Raw genomic sequence first — 20078 nt, 5'->3', positions numbered from 1 at the left:
CTGGAGTTTTCGTGCGCCTGGGCACTCTCGGCGTGCGGTTTGATGCGCGCTTCCGCGCTCGCAGGACTGTTTGTTGCGCGTTGTCTGGCCCCTGCGATTTTGTTTGACCTCACTTGCAAGGGGAGAAAGGATGCGTCATCCGATCCCGACGTCGGCCGCCTGCCCCCGCGCGGCCTTCGCAGAGGAAATGCCTGATGACGCTGCATGATGTCGCGCTCGACGACAAGTTCGACCTCGGGAAGGAGCGCATCTTCCTGTCTGGCGCGCAGGCGGTCATCCGCATGCTCCTGATGCAGCGCGAGCGCGACCGCCGCGCTGGCCTGAACACGGCCGGCTTCGTCTCCGGCTATCGCGGTTCGCCGCTCGGTGGCCTCGACATGCAGCTGTGGAAGGCGAAGAAGCAGCTCGCCGGGGCCGATATCGTCTTCCAACCCGGCCTCAACGAGGAGCTTGCCGCCACCGCCTGCTGGGGATCGCAGCAGACGGAACTGCTGGGCGAGGGCACCCATGATGGTGTCTTTTCCGTCTGGTACGGCAAGGGCCCGGGCGTCGATCGTTCCGGCGACGTGTTCCGCCACGCCAATCTCGCCGGCTCGTCCAGGCATGGTGGCGTGCTTGCGCTCATGGGCGACGACCATATGGCCGAATCCTCGACCAATGCGCACGCCACCGAATTCCTCTTCGTCGACACCATGGTGCCGATCCTCAACCCGGCCGGTGTCCAGGAGATCATCGATTACGGGCTGTACGGCTTTGCCATGTCGCGTTTCGCCGGCACCTGGGCGGCGATCAAATGCGTCAAGGACAACATCGAATCGACGGCCTCGGTCGATGCCTCGCTCCAGCGATTGAACATCGTGGTGCCGGAGTTCGACATGCCGCCGGGCGGCCTCAACATCCGCCACGAGATCGACATGCTGGGCCAGGAGGAGCGGCTGCACGAATACAAGCGTGCCGCGGCCTCCGCCTTCATCCATGCCAACGGGCTGAACCGCATCGTCTATTCGGGCGGCCGCAGTCCCAAGCTCGGCATCATCACGCTGGGCAAGAGCTATCTCGATGTCCGCCAGGCGCTGGAGGATATCGGCGTCGACGAGGCGGCCGCCAACCGCATCGGCGTGCGGCTGTTCAAGGTCGGCTGCCCCTGGCCGCTCGACCTGCATCACATCGCCGACTTTGCCCGCGGCCTCGACACCATCGTCGTCGTCGAGGAGAAGCGTTCGCTGATCGAGGTGCAACTGCGCGAAAGCCTTTACGGCACCGCCTCGCAGCCGGTCATCGTTGGCAAGAAGGACGAGCGCGGCGACTGGCTGTTTCCGGCCAAGGGCGCGCTTGATCCCAATGAGATCGCCATTGCCCTTGGTGAGAGGATCGTCAAGACCATCGGCCCCTCGGAGGAGATCTCGGCGCGGGTGGGCAAGCTGCGCCAGTTCCAGGCGATGCTGGCTGACGCCACCGACATCGGTTCGCGCACGCCCTTCTTCTGTTCCGGCTGCCCGCACAATTCCTCGACCAAGGTGCCTGACGGTTCGATCGCCGCCGCCGGCATCGGCTGCCATTTCATGGCGCTGTGGATGGACCGCAACACGCTGGGCTTCACCGCGATGGGCGGCGAGGGCGCGCAATGGGTCGGCCAGGCGTCGTTCTCGAAGCGGGGCCACATCTTCCAGAATCTCGGCGACGGCACCTACAATCATTCCGGCACGCTGGCGATCCGCTTCGCTTTGTCGAGCGAAGCCAACATCACCTACAAGATCCTCTACAACGATGCCGTGGCCATGACCGGCGGCCAGCCGCACGAGGGCGGCCTGACGGTCGACATGATCGCCAGACAGGTGCGGGCCGAAGGCGTTGACCGCATCGCCATCGTCACCGACGAGCCGGACAAATACGCCGGCAAGGCCGAATTCCCGGCCGGCGCCACCATCCATCACCGCGACGACCTCGATCTCGTCCAGCGCGAGCTGCGCGACGTCAAGGGCGTGTCGATCCTGCTCTACGACCAGACCTGTGCCGCCGAAAAACGCCGGCGGCGCAAGCGTGGCACCTTTCCCGATCCCGACAAGCGCGTCTTCATCAATGAGCTGGTCTGCGAAGGCTGCGGCGACTGCGGCGTGCAGTCGAACTGCGTCTCGATCCAGCCGGTCGAGACCGAGTTCGGCCGCAAGCGCAAGATCGACCAGTCGAGCTGCAACAAGGACTTCTCCTGCGTCAACGGCTTCTGCCCGTCCTTCGTCACCGTCCACGGCGCCAAGATCCGCAAGGCCGAGGGCCTTGCCGGCAAGACCGATCCGCTTGACGGCGTGCCGACACCGGCCGAGTTCCCGCTTGGCGAGCAGGGCTGGGCGGCGATCATCGACGGCGTCGGCGGCACCGGCGTCGTCACCGTCGGCGCCGTGCTCGGCATGGCGGCCCATCTCGAGGACAAGGGCTGCGGCATGATCGACATGGCCGGTCTCGCCCAGAAGGGCGGCTCGGTGTTCACCCATGTCCGCATCGCCCGCACGCCGGACGACATCCATGCCATCCGCGTCTCGGCGGGCAAGGCCGACCTCGTGCTTGGCTGCGACCTCGTCGTGTCGGGCGCCAAGAAGGTGCTGACCGCGGTGCGCGAGGGCCATACGATCTTCCTCGCCAATACCGCCGAGATCATGCCCGGCGAGTTTGCCCGCTCGGCGGATTTCTCCTTGCCGATCGAGCGCCTGAAGAAGGCGATCCGCACCGCCGCCGGCGACGACAAGGCGCATTTCTTCGACGCCACCCGCACCGCCACGGCGCTGTTCGGCAATTCGCTCGGCGCCAACATGTTCATGCTCGGCTTCGCCTTCCAGCATGGCGGCCTGCCGCTGTCGGCCGAGGCTGTCGAGAGGGCGATCGAGCTCAACGGCGAAGCGGTGGCGATGAACATCGCAGCCTTCCGGTGGGGCCGCCGCGCCGCGCACCAGCCCGATTTCGTGCGTGGTCTCGTCGCTCAGCCGGGCAAGGCGGGACAAACAGCCGCGATCGCACAGACGCTGGACGAGATCATTGCCCGGCGTGTCGCCTTCCTGAGCGCCTATCAGAACGGCGCCTATGGCAAGCGCTATGCCGACAGGCTGGCGCTGCTGCGCGCCGCCGAGGCCCGGGCCGTGCCCGGTTCGACCGCCGTGACCGAGGCGGCGGCCAGGAACCTGTTCAAACTGATGGCGATCAAGGACGAGTACGAGGTGGCGCGGCTCTACACCGATGGTTCCTTTGCCGCCGAGCTCGGCAAGCAATTCCAGAGCTATGAAAAACTCGAATTCCATCTCGCGCCGCCGATCATGGGCCGTCGCGGCAATGACGGCAAACCGAGGAAGTCGAGCTTCGGCCCCTGGATGATGAAGGGTTTCCGCCTGCTGGCGGCGCTCAAGGGGCTGCGCGGCACCGCTTTCGACCTGTTCGGCTATACCGCCGAAAGGCGCATGGAACGGCAGCTATTGGCGCAGTATGAAGGCGATCTTGAACTCGTCGCCAGGTCGCTGGCGCCCGGCAAGGCCGAGGCGGCGGTTGCTCTGGTTTCGGTTCCCGCGCTCATCCGCGGTTATGGCCACGTCCGGCAGGCCAGCGCGGAAAAGGCCGCGGGCGAGCGTCGAAGACTGGTCGAGCGCCTGTCGAGCCCGCCGACGCGGGCAGAACTCCAGGCCGCCGAGTGATCCAAAAAGCCTCTGAAATCAGGCATTTCAAGCCAAGCTAAAGGTTTTTTAATGGGACTATGCCAAGGCTGGGGCTCATTGGGCGCCAGTAATGGGCAAAACAAAAGCCGATAACATCCCCGTGGATGTTTATATCCAGTTTGTGCGCTCGTTGTTCGACAACGCGCACATGCTGATCATCGGCGCGCTTTGCCACGCTGTCATCAGCCTCATGGTTTACTGGCGCAATGGCCAGCCGGTTTTTCTGGCTCTGGCGGGCGCGCTGCTTGGCATCGGCGTCTGGCGCTACTTCAGCCTGCGGCGCTTCCACCGCTCGGGCGGCGAAATTCACGACGTCGCCGATGCAAAGAAGTGGGAGCGGGAATACATCCTGAAGGGCAGCCTTCAAGGGCTGTTGCTGGGATTCTTTTGCTTCATTTCCATCTATGTCTACTCCGATTCCTACGCCGAGATCGGAGCGCTGTCGGTAACGATGGCTTCCTTGGTGACCGTCGTCGGCCGAAATTACGGGTCGCCGCGCATGGTGATGATCTTCGCGGTTACCTTTGTCGGGCCGATCGCAGCGGCGCTTATCCTCAGGTTCGACATCCCCTATGTCGTGCTGGGCCTGCTGATCATTCCCTTCATGTTTATCATCAAGGGCAGTGCCGACCATGTCCGCAATGTGCTGTTTTCGGCAGTGGTTGGACACAAGCAGGCGCGACAGATCGCGCAGCGGTTCAACCGCGCCCTGAACACCATGTCGCATGGCCTGGTGATGCTCGGCCCCGACGGCAAGGTGGTCGTCGGCAACGCTGAAGCCGCCCGACTGATGTCACTCAGATCGCCGGACCAACTGCTCGGACGGTCGATCCATTCACTGTTGCTGCGCGGCGTCGCCGGCGGCATGCTGGCACCGAAGGATTGCCGCTACGTCGAGGCGCAACTGACGCGCGCGCTGCGCGAAGGACGCGACCGCAAGGTGCTTGTCTCCTTCTCCAACGGCCAGCACTACGAATTCTCCGCTCGCGAAGGCAACCAGGAATTGGGTGTCATCACCTTTGAAGACGTCACGGCTCGGGTCGAGGCGGAGGACAAGATCCGTTTCATGGCGCGCTACGACAACCTCACCGGTCTGCCGAACCGCGCTTATTTCCATGAACTGGTCGGCGAGCTGATGGCCTCTGGAGAGCGCGACCGCCTGTGCGGCCTTGCCGTGCTCGACCTCGACGATTTCAAGAGCGTCAATGACACGCTCGGCCATCCGATCGGCGACGGTTTGATCTACGCCGTCGCCGAGCGCCTCGCCGCCGTTGCCGGGCAAGGCATCACTGTCAGCCGTTTCGGCGGCGACGAGTTCATGGTCTTCTTCGACCGCATCGAGGATGAGAGCCATCTGACCGTGCAGATCGACGAGATCTTCGCGGCATTGCAGGGCGAGGTGGACGTCGCCGGACATGGATTGCGGATCCAGGCCAGCGCCGGCGCGGTTCTGTCCAAGGTCGCGGAAACCGATGTCGATGCCATGATCGTCAAGGCAGACCTCGCGCTCTACAAGGCCAAGGAGCTCGGCAAGAACGGCTGGCGGCTGTTCGAGGCGGCAATGGACGCCGCGTTCCGCAGCCGGCAGCTGATGAAGGCGGATCTGCGCAGCGCGGTGGAAAGCAAGAGTCTGCGCGTCGTCTACCAGCCGATCGTGGCGATGGACACCATGCGCATCGCCAGCTGCGAGGCGCTGTGCCGCTGGGACCATCCCGATCTCGGACCGATCTCACCCGGCGTCTTCATCCCGCTGGCCGAGGAGATGGGCATCATTTCCGAGATCAGCGCCTTTGTGCTTCAGGCCTCCTGCCTCGAATGCGCCAAATGGCCCGACCAGACCAGCGTCTCGGTCAATCTGTCCGCCAGGGACTTTCGCAATGGCGACGTCATCCGGAAGGTTCGCGAAGCGCTGGACGTTTCCGGGCTCGCGGCCAACCGCCTTGAGATCGAAGTCACCGAAACCGCACTGCTGGATGACAAGTCGCAGACCCGCCAATACATCGAGGAACTGAAGCAGCTTGGCGTGCGTATTGCCCTTGATGATTTCGGCACCGGCTATTCGAGCCTGAGCTATCTCCACAAGCTGCCTCTCGACAAGATCAAGATCGACCGCTCCTTCGTGATGGACGTCACCCAGAATCCGCGCTCGCTGGAGCTCCTCAAAGGCGTCGTCGACCTGGCCCGTATCCTGGGATTGGTAGTCACTATCGAAGGCGTCGAAACATTCGAGCAGCTCAAGGTTCTTCTGCATTCGGTGAAGCCGGATCTTGTCCAGGGCTTCCTGTTCGGCGCAGCGCTCAGCGCGTCCGGCATCGAAACCATGTCCAACGTGACCTGGCCTTTCGCGGCGGAATTGCAGCCGGTTGCAAGGCGCGTCGCCACCTGAAATCAGCCATCGATTGCCCAAAGCGCCGCCGCGCCTGTAATTTACCATTTGTTAAGGTTAATTTAGGGTAAACGCAAAAGCTGGCAATTTTGCTTCTTGTTCCTCCAGCGCTTCGCTATTGTCGTTGTGTGGCGGTGCGAGGACAAAATGGAAAACAAGGTATTCGGTGCGCCGTTGGCGGCTGCGAGCAGCGATAAGCATCGCCCGTCAGTGTTCTCAAATCACGTCATGGATGTTCTGGAGCACGTGGAATATCGGCTGTGCGATGGCGCCGAGGACCTCGAGGCGATCTACAGGCTCCGCTACAATTCCTACCTTCACGCCGGCATGGTGAAGCCGATGGCTTCCCGCATGGTCAAGGACAGTTTCGACGATCTGCCCAATTCCTATCGCTTTGGCGTGTTCTTCGACGGTGTGCTCGTCAGCACCATCAGGCTCCACTATGCCAGCGCGCGATACCCTGTTTCACCCAGCACCGATGTTTTCGGCGACGTGCTGGCGCGGCGTCTGGCGGCCGGTGAGACGTTCGTCGATCCAAGCCGGTTCGCGGCCGATCTCGAATGGTCGAGCAGCCTGCGGGTGCTGCCATACATTACGCTCAGGCTGGCGGTGGTCGCCTGCAGTCACTTCAAACCGACCTATTGCCTGACGGCGATCAAGGAAGAACATTCCGCCTTCTACCACCGCATCTTCAGGTCGGAGCAGGCGGTGCCCCCGCGAAACTATCCCGGGCTTACCGTTCCCGTGCATCTATACCAGTCTAAATGTTCCGAAAACATGCAGACGACGCTGGATCGCTTCCCGTTCTTCAACTCGACGACGTTCGAGCAACGCATGCTTTTCCAACGCCCCAAGAGGGGCGAACTGGCGCCGTTGACCATCCTGCCCACCGCCAAATATTTCGAAGCGGCCTGAGCGTACGCGGCTTGGGCCTGATGTCTCGTCATCGGGTCGCGACGCATCCCGATGGAGCTTTCCGGGCCCGAAGGCGTTATCAGTGGCCGCATCAGCCGGAGTTGATGCCATCGCCTCTGGAAAGGACCCCACATGCATATTTCCCAGCTTGCGCTCACGCCGCTTATCTCGCTGATCGCCGGCGTGCTGATCCTGATCATGCCACGGCTGCTGAACTACATCGTCGCGCTCTATCTGATCGTCGTTGGCCTGCTCGGGCTTTTCCCGCACCTCGCCGGCTGAGGGCTATCGAGCGGGCCCGCCGCAAAAGCCGCCCTTTCGCCGAACCGGCCGGCGGTTTCAATTTTCCCTTGAGGCAGTTGTCGGCTCCAATGCGGCAATAGCGCCATTGCCCTCGGGCCGGCTTTTCGCTATGTGCCTCAAAGATGTCTTCGAAGGGGTATTCCTATGGCTGATCACTCGCCGACCGGTCCTGTCGAACTGGGCGCGAAGATGGACTATGCCGAGCACGACCGCACCTATGCGGGCTTTCTCGCTCTGGCCAAATACGGATCGCTGTTCTGCGGCGCGCTGCTCATCGCGATGGCCTTCGGCTTCTTCGTGGGCGGCTTCTTCTCGGCGACTATCCTCTTCATCCTGATCATGGCCGTCGGCGCCTTCATTCTGCGATAGACCTTCCAAAACCCAGTTGCCATTGACGTCGCCGGATGTTCCGGCCGACACTTTGCGCAAACAGGTTCCAGCCGAAAGGATCATGCGGTGGGACAGACGGTTTTCATCCCTCGTGAGCTTGATGCGAACGAGCCTCGGGTCGCGGCCTCGCCCGATACGGTCAAGCGGCTGGCGGGGCTGGGCTTCGACGTGATTGTCGAATCCGGCGCCGGCACAAGGTCGCGCATATCAGACGAAGAGTTTGCCAAGGCAGGGGCCGTTATCGGCAAGGCTGGGGACGTTGGCAAGGCCGATGTCGTGCTGAAGGTCCGCCGGCCTGGTGAACCCGAGCTGAAGAACTACAAGTCCGGTGCCGCTGTGATCGCCATCATGGATCCCTACGGCAACGATGCGGCGGTCGCGGCGCTCGCAAAGGCTGGTGTCACCGCCTTCTCGATGGAATTCATGCCGCGCATCACCCGCGCGCAATCGATGGACGTGCTGTCCAGCCAGGCCAATCTTGCCGGCTATCAGGCGGTCATCGACGGTGCCTCGGAATATGATCGTGCCTTGCCGATGATGATGACCGCGGCCGGCACGGTTCCGGCGGCTAAAATCTTCATCATGGGCGTCGGCGTCGCCGGCCTGCAGGCGATCGCCACGGCGCGTCGCCTTGGTGCCGTTGTCACCGCCACCGACGTGCGCCCGGCCGCCAAGGAACAGGTCGCCTCGCTCGGCGCGAAGTTCCTGGCCGTCGAGGACGAAGAGTTCAAGGCCGCCGAAACAGCCGGCGGCTACGCCAAGGAGATGTCGAAGGAATACCAGGCCAAGCAGGCCGCACTCACCGCCGAGCACATCGCCAAGCAGGACATCGTCATCACCACGGCGCTGATCCCTGGACGTCCGGCGCCGAAGCTGGTCTCTGCCGCCATGGTCGCCTCGATGAAGCCCGGCTCGGTGATCGTCGATCTCGCCGTCGAGCGCGGCGGCAATGTCGAGGGCGCGGTTCCCGGCAAGGTCGTGACGACCGAGAACGGCGTCAAGATCGTCGGCCACCTCAACGTGCCGGGCCGCGTCGCGGCGTCCGCGTCGCTGCTCTATGCGAAGAACCTGTTGGCCTTCCTCGAGACGCTGGTCGAAAAGACCACCAAGACCCTCGCCATCAAGCGCGATGACGAACTGGTCAAGGCGACGATGCTGACCGATGGCGGCAAGGTGGTTCATCCCGCCTTCGCCAAGGCCGACCAGCAGCCGCATGTCGAACCCGCGGCGATCCCGGCCACGACCATGGTCGCCGATGCCTCGGCAGCGCCGCAGAAGCCCGCGCCCAGGAAGCCGGCCGCAGCCAAATCGTCCTCGCCCAAATCGTCCTCGCCCAAATCGTCCTCGCTCAAGTCGTCCTCGCCCAAGTCGAAAGGCACCGCGTGATGGATCAGACCCTGCAGAAAGCCCTCGACCAGCTCGACCAGGCAAGTGCGGCCGTCCGGCTGGCGGTGCAGAACCTGGCCAATGCTCCAGGCGGCGCCGAGGCGGCGGGTGATGCCGCGCATGCCCTGTCCGGCGGCGTCATCGATCCCTTCGTCTTCCGCTTCGCCATCTTCGTGCTGGCGATCTTCGTCGGCTACTATGTCGTCTGGTCGGTGACCCCGGCGCTGCACACGCCGCTGATGGCGGTCACCAACGCCATCTCCTCGGTCATCGTCGTCGGTGCGCTGCTGGCTGTCGGCATCGCCGCTTCCGGTGTCGCCGCCGGCTTCGGCTTCGTCGCGCTGATGCTGGTCTCGGTCAACATCTTCGGCGGCTTCCTGGTCACCCAGCGCATGCTGGCCATGTACAAGAAGAAGGACAAGTAGAGCGCCATGAACGCCAACTTCGCGTCCTTCCTCTATCTCGTCTCCGGCGTCCTGTTCATCATGGCGCTGCGCGGCCTGTCGCATCCAACCACCAGCCGCCAGGGCAATCTCTACGGCATGGTCGGCATGGGCATCGCCATTGCGACCACGCTGGCGCTGGCAACCCCGTCCGCGGGCCGCTTTGGCCTCATCGTGCTCGGCCTTGCCATCGGTGGCGGCGTCGGCGCCGTCACCGCGCGCCGCATCGCCATGACCTCGATGCCGCAGCTGGTTGCCGCCTTCCACTCGCTGGTCGGCCTCGCCGCGGTCATGGTCGCGGCGGCGGCCATCTATGCGCCGGAGAGTTTTGGCATCGGCACGGCGGGCGACATCCACGCCCAGGCGCTGGTCGAGATGAGCCTCGGCGTTGCCATCGGCGCCATCACCTTCACCGGTTCGGTCATCGCCTTCCTGAAGCTCGATGGCCGCATGTCGGGCAAGCCGATCATGATCGGCGGCCGCCACTTCATCAACGCTGCCCTCGGCGTCGCGCTCATCGTGCTGATCGTGCTTTTGGTCACCACGGAATCGAAGCTGGTGTTCTGGCTGATCGTCGCCGCCTCGCTGGTGCTCGGCATCCTGCTCATCATCCCGATCGGCGGCGCCGACATGCCGGTCGTCGTCTCGATGCTGAATTCCTATTCCGGATGGGCGGCGGCGGCGCTTGGCTTCACGCTCGGCAACCTGGCGCTGATCATCACCGGCGCGCTGGTCGGCTCGTCCGGCGCCATCCTGTCCTACATCATGTGCAAGGGCATGAACCGCTCCTTCATCTCGGTCATCCTTGGTGGCTTCGGCGGCGAGACTGCCGCTGCCGCTGATGACGGCATCGAACGCACGGTCAAGCAGGGCTCGGCCGACGACGCCGCCTACCTGATGATGAACGCGCAGAAGGTCATCATCGTGCCCGGCTACGGCATGGCGGTCGCACAGGCGCAGCATGCGCTGCGTGAAATGGCCGATAAGCTCAAGGCCAACGGCGTCGACGTGAAATACGCCATCCACCCGGTCGCCGGCCGCATGCCCGGCCATATGAACGTGCTCTTGGCCGAGGCCAACGTGCCCTATGACGAGGTGTTCGAGCTGGAGGACATCAACTCCGAATTCGCGCAGGCCGACGTCGCCTATGTCATCGGCGCCAACGACGTCACCAACCCGTCCGCGCGCGACGACAAGTCCTCGCCGATCTACGGCATGCCGATCCTCGACGTCGACAAGGCCCGCACCTGCCTCTTCGTCAAGCGCTCGCTCGGCTCAGGCTATGCCGGTATCGACAACACGCTGTTCTACAAGGATGGCACCATGATGCTGTTGGGCGACGCGAAGAAGATGACCGAGGAAATCGTCAAGGCGATGGATCACTGACCGGCGTCCCTGTACCTCCGAATGTGCCGGCGGAATGCCGGCATGCGATCATTGCAGCCTATCCGCACCTTGCCGGCGCAACATTCGCGGTCGCCGGCCGCGGGTGGCACAGCCTCGCCGTTGAGGTCGACGGCCGCCATATCTTCAAGTTCCCGCAAGGGGAGGAGGCCGAGACCGCGCTGCTGCGGGAAGCACGGCTGCTCGGAGCCGTACGGCCGTTGGTGATGACGCCCGTGCCGGATATGAGGATTCATTCCGGCCCGCCGCTGTTTTCGATGCATGGCAAACTGCCCGGCCGGACGCTGGAGCCAGCTGACTACGCGAAGCTGGACGATACGGCGCGGGCGCGCCTTGCGGACGATCTCGCCCTGTTCTTCGCCGATCTTCATGCCATCGATCCTTGCGTCATGCGGGCGGCAGGCGCAGAGCAGGTCGGCTGGTGGGACACGCAGCAGGACACGCTCGCAACAGTCTGGCCGCTTTTGCCGCCAGAGCTGCGCCGGGAGGCCGAAGCGGCAATAAAGGCGTATCATGAGGTTGGCCCCGACCCGCTCGGCGAGGTCTACGGCTTCTTCGACGCGCATGGCTGGAACATGGCCTTCGACCATGACCGGTTGCACCTCAACGGAATTTTCGACTTCGCCGATTCCGGCTTCGGCCCGCCGCATCGCGAATTCGTGCAGGTCTCGCTCATCGATCCCGATCTCGCGCTGCGCAGCATGCGCGCCTACGAGGCGCGCAGCGGCAACGCGCTCGATCCGCGACGGGTCTTCCTCCTCGCCGCCGCCATGCGGCTCTCGGAACTCGCGGGCGCTGTCGAAACGGGCGAAGACGTGCCGATGATCTTGGATCTCGCGGTCGGCTGGCTGCGGCAGCACGCGATCCGGTAATTCTGCTGCTCGCCCAGGACGGCACATTGATGCTGCTAGGCGACGCGACGGAAGATGACCGAGGAAATCGTCAAGGCGATGGATCACTGACCAGGCCTATAGGGCAATTCCAGGAAAAGTGCGTAGTGGTTTTCGGGGGACAAGCGCGCAGCGCTTGCCCTTGGGAATTGCGTAAAAACAAAGCTCTAGGCTTGAATAGCAAAGAGCCCGGCGTCGAAACCGGGCTCTTTCATTTCGGGAGCGGGCCGGGTTCAGCGGGTGGTCAGGAAAACCGCTTCCTCGTCATCGCGCTGCCTGCCGCCGAGCGCTGCTGCGGCACTGGCGATGAAGGCGCCGATGACCAGCGACAGGGCTCCGAGCAATGCGAAGGTGGCGCTGCCTTTGCGGGCGGCATCGGCAGCCTGCTTGGCCTTGACCTTGGCGTCGTCAACCTTGGCGACAATGGCGTCGACACGCGTCTTGGCGTCGGCCTCGGAAAGACCGGTGCGGGCGGCGACCAGCTGCGACAGATAAGTTTTGTCTTCGGCCGATATTTCACCTGCCGCAGCGCCGGCAATGAGAATGCGCGAGGCCTGCGCGGTCGCGGCTGCCTCTCCGTCCGGAGTGGCGGCGGCAAGCTTGGTCGGGTCGGCTGGTCGGAACAGCGAATCCACCAGATAGGACGTCGCATTGTCTGCCGTTGCCGTCCCGGCATTGGCCGACGCGCCGGCCGATGCGCCCATGGCCGCGTCGGAGGCTACCGTCGACACAGCCTGAACGCCGGAGCCGATCGCCGCCGATAGCGCCGATCCAAGCACGCCGACCACCAGCAATGTCGCCAGTGCCCAAGCCAGAAAGCCGTGCGCTGTGTCACGGAAATAGACTTCGTCGGTGTGGATGCCGACCCATTTGGTCCGCAACCGCCCCGCCAGATAGCCGCCGACCCCCGAGGACAGCCACTGCACGATGACCAGCCAGATCGCGCCGGACACCGCGAAGGTCGTCAGCGAGGCTCCTGAACCCGACCAGGGCGAAACCATGGTCAGCCCCAGTCCGGAGCCGAGCAGCATGAGGATAAACGTCAGCGTCGAGGCCGCAAAGGCGCCGGCGATGATAGGCCCCCAGCTGACGGCGGGAGCGGAGGATTCGGTCGAAGCCGATACGTCGACGGCTGACAGGGTGGACTGCATGACGGCCCCCTATCGTACGAACAACATGATCAGGATGATGATCGGAATCGGAATGCCGAGCAGCCAAAGCAAAATGCCGCGTCCCATGGGGTCCTCCTTGCAAGAAAATGTGATCGATGATGTCACAATGTCCTGCGGAGACTTCCGTTCCGGCGCGCGGTGAAATGATTTTGTCTGCTGGCTGGGGAACAAACTGGCGCGCGATCTGCGCGCCAGTTCAAGCGATATTAAATATCGAGATTTGCCACCGACAGCGCGTTGTCCTGGATGAATTCGCGCCTCGGCTCCACCTCGTCTCCCATCAGCCTCGAGAACAGGCTGTCGGCGTCGGTCGCGTCGCTGACCTTGACCTGCAGCAGCGATCGCACATTCGGGTCGAGCGTGGTTTCCCACAATTGCTCGGCATTCATCTCGCCGAGGCCCTTGTAGCGCTGCATGGTTAGCCCCTTGCGGCCTGTCGCAAAGACGGCGTTGAGCAGCGCCAGCGGTCCCGACACGGTTTCGGACACATCCTTGCGGCGCAGCACCGGCGGCGTCCCGTAGACCTCGCTGAGACGCTGTGCGTAGCGGTCGAGCTGGCGGGCGTCCGCCGAATTGATCAGCCCCATGTCGAGATGGGCGTACTCCTTGACGCTGCGCACGGTGCGCTCGAAGACATAGCCGCCGCTGCCGTCATTCGAGGTCGACATGCGGCCGGTCCAGCCGCGCTCGGTGTCCTCGGCGATGATGTCGAGACGCTGTGCGATCCGCTCTGCCATGGCGTTGGCGCGGCCAAGATCGCTGACGACGTCGGGGTTGAGCCCGCCGGCAATCGACGCCTGTTCGACCACGCCTCTGTTGTAGCGCGTGTGCAGGCCGTTGATGAGCTGGCGCACGGCCAGCGCATCGTCGACCGCTCCGCGCAGATCCTGCCCGGTCCGCACTTCGCCCGAGCCCAGCGTGAGCGAAGCTTCCTCCAGCCCGGACTCGATCAGGAACTCCTCGAAGGCGCTTTCATTCTTGATGTATTGCGAGCTCTTGCCGCGCGTCACCTTATACAGCGGCGGCTGGGCGATATAGAGATGGCCGCGCTCGATCAGCTCCGGCATCTGCCGGAAGAAGAAGGTGAGCAGCAAGGTTCTGATATGGGCGCCGTCGACGTCGGCGTCGGTCATCAGGATGATCTTGTGGTAGCGCAGCTTGTCGGCGTTGAACTCGTCCTTGCCGATAGAGGTGCCGAGCGCCGTGATCAGCGTGCCGATCATGTCGGAGCCGAGCATGCGGTCGAAACGCGCCCGCTCGACATTGAGGATCTTGCCGCGCAGGGGAAGGATGGCCTGGTTCTGGCGCGAACGGCCGCCCTTGGCCGAGCCGCCGGCCGAGTCACCCTCGACGATGAAGATTTCGGATTTCGCCGGGTCGCGCTCCTGGCAGTCGGCCAGTTTGCCGGGCAAGGACGTGACGCCGAGCGAGCTCTTGCGTGTGATGTCGCGCGCCTTGCGCGCGGCTTCGCGCGCCGCCGCGGCCTGGATCACCTTGTCGATGACCACCTTGCCTTCGGTCGGGTGCTCTTCCAGCCAGGTGCCGAGCGCCTCGTTGACCAGCCCCTCGACCACCGGGCGGACCTCGGAGGAAACCAGCTTGTCCTTGGTCTGCGAGGAGAATTTCGGATCGGGAACCTTGACCGACAGCACCGCCGTCAGCCCTTCGCGGCAATCGTCGCCGATCAGCGAGACCTTTTCCTTCTTGGTCAGGCCCGAGGACTCGCCATAGCCGGTGATCTGGCGCGTGAGCGCGCCACGGAAACCGGCCAGATGGGTGCCGCCATCGCGCTGCGGGATGTTGTTGGTGAAGGCCAGCACGTTCTCGTGGTAGCTGTCGTTCCACCACATCGCGACTTCCACGGTAATGCCGTCGCGCTCGGCCCTGATGGCGATCGGCTTCTCGATCAGCGGCTTCTTGACCCGGTCGAGATATTTGACGAACTCCTCCAGACCGCCATCATAGTGCAGTTCATGCCGCACGATGTCGGCGTGGCGGGCGTCGGTCAGAATGATGCGCACGCCGGAATTGAGGAAGGCGAGCTCGCGCAGGCGGTGCTCCAGCGTGCCGAAGTCGAACTCGACCATGGTGAAGGTTTCGGCCGACGGGAAGAAGGTGATCGAGCTGCCGCTGCGGCCCTCATAGGTGCCGGGCTGCTTGTCCTGTTCGTAGGTACCGGTGGCCTTCAACGGCGCATCGGCATTGCCGTGCGTGAAGCTCATTTCGAAGATCTGGCCGTTGCGGCGGATCTTGAGCTTCAGCCATGCCGAAAGGGCGTTGACCACCGAGACGCCGACGCCATGCAGGCCGCCCGAAACCTTGTAGGAATTCTGGTCGAACTTGCCGCCGGCATGCAGCTGCGTCATGATCACTTCGGCCGCGGAAATGCCTTCGCCGGTGTGGATATCGGTCGGAATGCCACGGCCGTTGTCGATCACCGTCACCGAACCATCGGGGTTGAGCGTCACCGTGACGAGGTCGGCGTGCCCTGCCAGGGCCTCGTCGATGGCGTTGTCGACCACCTCGTAGACCATGTGATGCAGGCCCGAACCGTCGTCGGTGTCGCCGATATACATGCCGGGGCGTTTGCGGACTGCGTCCAACCCCTTCAAAACCTTGATGGAATCGGCGCCGTATTCGGCTTCGGCGCCGTTGGTGTTCTCGGTCTGGTCGCTCATGAAAACCTATTGTCTAGATGCCGCTTGCATAGCGCGAAAAATCGGCCCCGAATCGCGCTTCTGATATAGCGTAGATATAGGCGCTAAAGGCGGTTTTTCCAAGATTTGCGGGCATTTCCGGGCCGAATCCCAGGCTGGCAGCCGGCTATTTTTTCCGAACGTCCAATTTGGCGAGAAGGCCGCGCAAATATTTGATCATGGGTTTGTCTCTTGGCGCCAGCCGGCCCGTGCGGTCGAGCTCCAGCGTCAGGTTCAGCGCCTTGGTCAGGACAGCCTTCGGATCCTTCGCCACATACGCATAGTTGATGTAGGCCTGGACCAGATCGAATTGCCAGATTGCATTGTTCGGATCGGACTGGGCCAGTCTCTGGCGGATGCCGAGGCTGGCCTCGAAGGCCTTCTTGGAGCCCTCGAAGTGGCGCTGCTTGGTCTCTAGCATGCCGATTTCCGACAAGGTGATCGACAGGTCGCGTTGCCAGTCGGAATTGCCTGGATCGAGCTTGGTCAGCCGGTCGACAATGGCAAGACTGTCCTGGTAGTTTTGCAATGCGCCGGCGACATTGCCCTGGGCATCAAGCACACCGGCAACTTTTTCCAGGCAGACCGAGAGGTCGCGCTGCCAGTCGGTGTTGCCGGGGTCATCAGCGGCAAGTTCGCGCGCCACGGCCAGCGCTTGCTGATAGGAAGCCAGCGCGGCCGGCCAGTTCTCCTGGTCGTTGAGCGCGTTGCCGATCTTGGCGTAACTGATCGACAGGTCGCGCTTCAAGCCGGTGTCGTTAGGGTCACGGCGTACCAGTTCCTCGGCGATCGCCTGGCTCTTGCTGTAGGCCACGCGCGCACCGGCGGCGTCGCCGCGCTCGCGCAGCACATCCCCGATCCTCTCATGGCTGACGGAAACCGCGCGCTGGCGCTCAGGGTCATCGGGTTTGTTCTCGGCCAGCACAAGCCGAATCCTCAGGCTCTCTTCAAAGGCCGTCTGGGCGCCGTCCAGCTGCCCGGCGGTCCGGGCAAGGTCGCCGATTTCATCATAGCTTATGGTCAGGTCGCGCAGCAGGTAGGCGCTGTTCGGCTCGGCATCGGCCAATTGCTGCTTGATCGAAAGGCTTTTCTGGTAGGCTTTCGCCGCTGCATCCACATCACCCTGCGTTGCCAGCACGTTGCCGATCTTGTCATTGGCCATGGCAAGATCCCCGAGCCAGCCTTTCTTCTCCGGCACGCTTGCGGTCAGGTCCCGCAGCATGTCCCGGGCCGCCTCATAGTGCTCAAGGGAAGTTGCCAGGTCGCCTTGCACCATCTTTATGTTGGCGAGCTTGATGTGGCTGATCGCGACATCGCGCCTGACGCTGGGGTCGGTTTCCTGACGTGACCGATGTTCGAGGTTGGCCAACAGCGCGGCAAAGGCGCGGCCGGCCGCCTCGACATTGCCCACCGTCGTATAGAGGATACCGAGTTCCTCCAGCGCGCGGCTCTGGCGATCGGCCTGTTCCAGGTTGAGCGAGGTCTGCCCGGCCTCGCCATAGAGCGCCAGCACCGATTCATAATCGCTGATGGCCGTGGCGTAGTCGAGGTCGGCGCGCGCCGCACCAGCGGATAGGAAACGCGTCGCGGCCTCGGACAGGGTGCGGCTGACGAAATTGCCCTTCAGCGCCTTGCGCGAAACATTGTCGATGTCGGCGGCCTTGGCCAGAAGAGCGCGGACGCCATCGAAGGCGCCCAGCGAAAGCTGTTCCTCGGCCTGCCGGCGCAATTCCGCCACCTGCGGATCGTCGGAGGCGAGCGTCTTCATTTCGCTGCGCACCTTGACGAAGGCGTCGGCGGCCTCGCGCAGCCGGGCGTTCAGGCTGTCGGCGGAGAGATGGCCGGCGTCGGAACTGATCAGCGCGCCATAAAGCGGCGCCAGCGGCATGTCGGCGTCGCTGGCGATCTGTTCGACCTCGCCGCGCATTTCCGGGGTCACGTCGGCCATCGCGAGCAGCAGCCGTTCGCGCTCCGGCAGCTGTTCCTTGGTCGCAGCGGCAAAGAACAGTTTCGGCAGGCCGCTTTCGACATAGGGCAACTGCTTGCCGCGCGACAGGTCATAGACCTCCTGCTGCACCAGCGTCAGCACCGAGCGGATCTCCAATCCATCCGTGCCGAGATATTTGGTCAGCGCGGTCGTGAAGGGCGAGTTCTGGCCGGTGCCGTCGGCGGCCGTCTCGCCAGGCGCGGCCGAGAAGGCGAAAAGGATGTTTTCCGCACGCCCGACGCGACCGAGGCCCGGCTTGACCTTGTCGGCGACGTCCTTCGCCAGCGAAGTCGCGCCACGCCCTTCGCCGCTGCTTGCCGAGAACGGGTCGCTGCGGCACGCATCGAGCACGATCAGCCCGACCTTGGCGGTCGCGGCGACGGCATCGCGCACCTCCTCCAGCGGCAGGCTGGTCTTGTTCAGTTGATCGAGCGAAGACGCGTCGGCATCGACCGGCAGCAGGCGGTTGTCGCCAGAGATCTCGACACCGTGGCCGGAGAAATAGACCAGCGCGACATCGGCGCCCTCGGCATCCTCGCGAAAGTCGTCGAGCGCGCGCCGCATGCGCCGCAGATCCCGGTTGGTTTCCAGGGTGACCTGGAAGCCGAGCTTCTTAAGCGCGGCTTCCATCGCCTCGCCGTCATGGATGGGATTGGCCAAAGGGCGGACCAGCCGGTAGTCGTCCTCTGCCATGACCAGCGCCACCCGCCGTTCAGCCACCGCGGTGGCGGTGGTCGCAATCGTCAGCAGCAAGGCAAACAGCAAGCGCAAGTCGAACCGCCCCCGGCTCAGTCACCTGTCGACCATTCCACCTCTTTACGGCGCGGGCAAGCCGGCGCGTTTGGCCAAGCACGCCCTTTCAGGCAGCGCGCAGCGGCTTCAGCGCATCGCTCCAGCGCAACAGCTCGTCCAGCATGGTCCTGGCGCCGCCAGTCACCTGTTCGCTGGCGCTGAAGGCGCCGTTCTCGTCGAGCAGCTTCTGATACATCGGCAGCGCGACGCCTTCCGGGATCGGCATGATCCCCACCGAAGTCAAAAGCGGCTTCAGCGCCTGCGCCGCGCGCAAGCCGCCGGACACGCCGCCATAGCTGAAAATGGCGGCCGGCTTGTACTTCCATTCGCGCAGCAGGTAGTCGACCGCGTTGACGATCGCAGGCGCTGCGAAATAATTATACTCCGGCGCCACGAACACGAAGGCGTCCGCGGCGTCGATCGCCTTCGACCAGGCCTTGGTGTGGTCGTTCTGATAATTGCCAAGCCTTGGGTGGTGGGGCTCGTCCAGCACCGGCAGGTGGAACGCGGCGATGTCGGTCAGCACCGGCTCGAATTTCCCGTGCTGGCGCGCGAATGTCTCCAGCCACTCGGCAAGAACCGGGCCGGCGCGGCCGGGCCTCGTGCTGCCGATGATGATGCTCAACTGGTGCTTCAAGACGGGCTCCTTTCTCAGTCGGTATCTTTTGGTGACTGTCAGTACGGCAGAGCGTGCCGGCCGACAAGGCGGGATGCCGGAGCGGGCGGTCACGATCCGATGAACGGAGCGTCTGCTGGGCGACGCGAATTGCCTGCCGTGCGGTCACATGGACGCCGGGATCGCCAGCCACTACATTGATGCGAGCAGCGGAGCACTTCATGGACATTCAGCCCGCCCCCTTCGTTCCTCCCGCGCCGAAGCCGCGCACCTCGCCGCCGTCGACGCTGGAGATGATCCGCATCGTCTATCGCAATCCTCTCGAACTCTGGGGCGAGCCGACCTACAACGAGCCGTGGATTTCCGCGAATGGCGTTGGTGGCCATCTGATCATCGCCAACGACCCCGGCCTCATCCGCCACGTGCTGGTCGACAACGCCAAGAACTACAAGATGGCGACGGTGCGCCAGAAGATCCTGCGGCCAATCCTGCGCGATGGCCTGCTGACCGCCGAGGGCGAAGTCTGGAAGCGCTCGCGCAAGGCGATGGCACCGGTGTTTACCCCGCGCCATATCTTCGGCTTTGCCCAGCCGATGCTGAAACGAACCAGGGAGTTTGTCACTCGCTACGAAGCGGGCGGCACGTCCGACATCGCCCATGACATGACGTTGCTCACCTATGATATCTTGGCCGAGACGCTGTTCTCAGGCGAGATAGCGGGCGAACCGGGCAGTTTCGCCAACGAGATCGACCGGCTGTTCGAGACCATGGGCCGCGTCGATCCGCTTGATCTCTTGCGCGCGCCCGACTGGCTGCCGCGGCTGACCCGCATCCGCGGCCGCAAGACCATGGCCTATTTCCGCAAGATCGTGACCGATACCGTCAAGATGCGCGAGGAGAAATTCAGGCGCGATCCCGATGCGGTGCCCCAGGATTTCCTGACGCTGCTGCTCAAGGCCGAAGGTCCCGACGGGCTGACGCGCTCCGAGGTCGAGGACAACAT

14 protein-coding genes are annotated in these 20078 nt (G+C 63.7%); 10 read left to right on the top strand and 4 right to left on the bottom strand.

From position 1 onward, the window contains the following. Positions 1–194: 194 nt before the first annotated feature. The 9 genes from C1D09_RS20905 (at position 195) to C1D09_RS20865 (ending at position 11794) form a co-directional block, all read left to right on the top strand. Entirely contained in the window at positions 195–3674 is a 3480-nt protein-coding gene (locus C1D09_RS20905; RefSeq protein ID WP_143976096.1) for an indolepyruvate ferredoxin oxidoreductase family protein, read from the top strand. Positions 3675–3765: 91 nt separating this feature from the next. Continuing rightward, complete coding sequence (locus C1D09_RS20900; RefSeq protein ID WP_143976095.1) at positions 3766–6081, top strand: putative bifunctional diguanylate cyclase/phosphodiesterase; 2316 nt, start codon at positions 3766–3768, stop codon at positions 6079–6081. 147 nt (positions 6082–6228) lie between these two features. Beyond that, entirely contained in the window at positions 6229–6996 is a 768-nt protein-coding gene (locus C1D09_RS20895; protein ID WP_143976094.1) for an N-acyl amino acid synthase FeeM domain-containing protein, read from the top strand. 132 nt (positions 6997–7128) lie between these two features. Next, positions 7129–7278, top strand: a complete 150-nt coding sequence (locus tag C1D09_RS20890; RefSeq protein ID WP_019862764.1) for a DUF3096 domain-containing protein — start codon at positions 7129–7131, stop codon at positions 7276–7278. A gap of 165 nt (positions 7279–7443) precedes the next feature. Further along, positions 7444–7668 (top strand): aa3-type cytochrome c oxidase subunit IV, encoded by a 225-nt coding sequence (locus tag C1D09_RS20885; RefSeq protein WP_143976093.1) that lies wholly within the window; start codon positions 7444–7446, stop codon positions 7666–7668. A gap of 87 nt (positions 7669–7755) precedes the next feature. Further along, a complete protein-coding gene (locus tag C1D09_RS20880) occupies positions 7756–9075 on the top strand; it encodes a Re/Si-specific NAD(P)(+) transhydrogenase subunit alpha (RefSeq protein ID WP_143976092.1) in 1320 nt (439 codons plus the stop codon). Next, on the top strand, positions 9075–9500 hold the full coding sequence (locus C1D09_RS20875; RefSeq protein ID WP_143976091.1) for a proton-translocating transhydrogenase family protein: 426 nt from the start codon (positions 9075–9077) through the stop codon (positions 9498–9500). Before C1D09_RS20880 ends, C1D09_RS20875 begins: the two co-directional genes overlap by 1 nt. Positions 9501–9506: 6 nt before the next feature. Then, complete coding sequence (locus C1D09_RS20870; protein WP_143976090.1) at positions 9507–10904, top strand: NAD(P)(+) transhydrogenase (Re/Si-specific) subunit beta; 1398 nt, start codon at positions 9507–9509, stop codon at positions 10902–10904. 23 nt (positions 10905–10927) lie between these two features. Beyond that, positions 10928–11794 carry a phosphotransferase family protein gene (locus C1D09_RS20865; RefSeq protein WP_167514696.1) on the top strand — a complete coding sequence of 289 codons (867 nt, stop codon included), beginning with the start codon at positions 10928–10930 and terminating at the stop codon, positions 11792–11794. A 251-nt stretch (positions 11795–12045) separates the two neighbouring features. On the opposite strand, the gene C1D09_RS20860 is transcribed toward C1D09_RS20865, so the two are convergent. The 4 genes from C1D09_RS20860 to C1D09_RS20840 form a co-directional block, all read right to left on the bottom strand. After that, positions 12046–12963, bottom strand: a complete 918-nt coding sequence (locus C1D09_RS20860) for a hypothetical protein (protein WP_143976088.1) — start codon at positions 12961–12963, stop codon at positions 12046–12048. Positions 12964–13190: 227 nt separating this feature from the next. Next, positions 13191–15662 (bottom strand): DNA topoisomerase (ATP-hydrolyzing) subunit B, encoded by a 2472-nt coding sequence (gene gyrB, locus C1D09_RS20850; protein ID WP_143976086.1) that lies wholly within the window; start codon positions 15660–15662, stop codon positions 13191–13193. 145 nt (positions 15663–15807) lie between these two features. Beyond that, positions 15808–18438, bottom strand: a complete 2631-nt coding sequence (locus C1D09_RS20845; protein WP_246135821.1) for a caspase family protein — start codon at positions 18436–18438, stop codon at positions 15808–15810. 88 nt (positions 18439–18526) lie between these two features. Next, positions 18527–19096 carry an NADPH-dependent FMN reductase gene (locus tag C1D09_RS20840; RefSeq protein WP_143976085.1) on the bottom strand — a complete coding sequence of 190 codons (570 nt, stop codon included), beginning with the start codon at positions 19094–19096 and terminating at the stop codon, positions 18527–18529. Positions 19097–19296: 200 nt separating this feature from the next. On the opposite strand from C1D09_RS20840, the gene C1D09_RS20835 reads away from it, so the two are divergent. Continuing rightward, positions 19297–20078 (top strand): cytochrome P450 (locus tag C1D09_RS20835; RefSeq protein WP_143976084.1); only part of this gene is annotated, 782 nt, incomplete at its 3' end.

The organism is Mesorhizobium intechi, assembly GCF_002879535.1.
GTDB lineage: Bacteria > Pseudomonadota > Alphaproteobacteria > Rhizobiales > Rhizobiaceae > Mesorhizobium > Mesorhizobium intechi.
The sequence above is the reverse complement of the archived record's forward strand: the minus strand, read 5'-3'. Positions and strand labels throughout refer to the sequence as shown.

What these genes read in the sequence shown, in the direction of transcription:
- C1D09_RS20905 (WP_143976096.1), top strand. Translation starts at nt 195, where the DNA reads ATGACGCTGCATGATGTCGCGCTCGACGACAAGTTCGACCTCGGGAAG.
- C1D09_RS20900 (WP_143976095.1), top strand. Translation starts at nt 3,766, where the DNA reads ATGGGCAAAACAAAAGCCGATAACATCCCCGTGGATGTTTATATCCAG.
- C1D09_RS20895 (WP_143976094.1), top strand. Translation starts at nt 6,229, where the DNA reads ATGGAAAACAAGGTATTCGGTGCGCCGTTGGCGGCTGCGAGCAGCGAT.
- C1D09_RS20890 (WP_019862764.1), top strand. Translation starts at nt 7,129, where the DNA reads ATGCATATTTCCCAGCTTGCGCTCACGCCGCTTATCTCGCTGATCGCC.
- C1D09_RS20885 (WP_143976093.1), top strand. Translation starts at nt 7,444, where the DNA reads ATGGCTGATCACTCGCCGACCGGTCCTGTCGAACTGGGCGCGAAGATG.
- C1D09_RS20875 (WP_143976091.1), top strand. Translation starts at nt 9,075, where the DNA reads ATGGATCAGACCCTGCAGAAAGCCCTCGACCAGCTCGACCAGGCAAGT.
- C1D09_RS20870 (WP_143976090.1), top strand. Translation starts at nt 9,507, where the DNA reads ATGAACGCCAACTTCGCGTCCTTCCTCTATCTCGTCTCCGGCGTCCTG.
- C1D09_RS20860 (WP_143976088.1), bottom strand. Translation starts at nt 12,963, where the DNA reads ATGCAGTCCACCCTGTCAGCCGTCGACGTATCGGCTTCGACCGAATCC.
- gyrB (WP_143976086.1), bottom strand. Translation starts at nt 15,662, where the DNA reads ATGAGCGACCAGACCGAGAACACCAACGGCGCCGAAGCCGAATACGGC.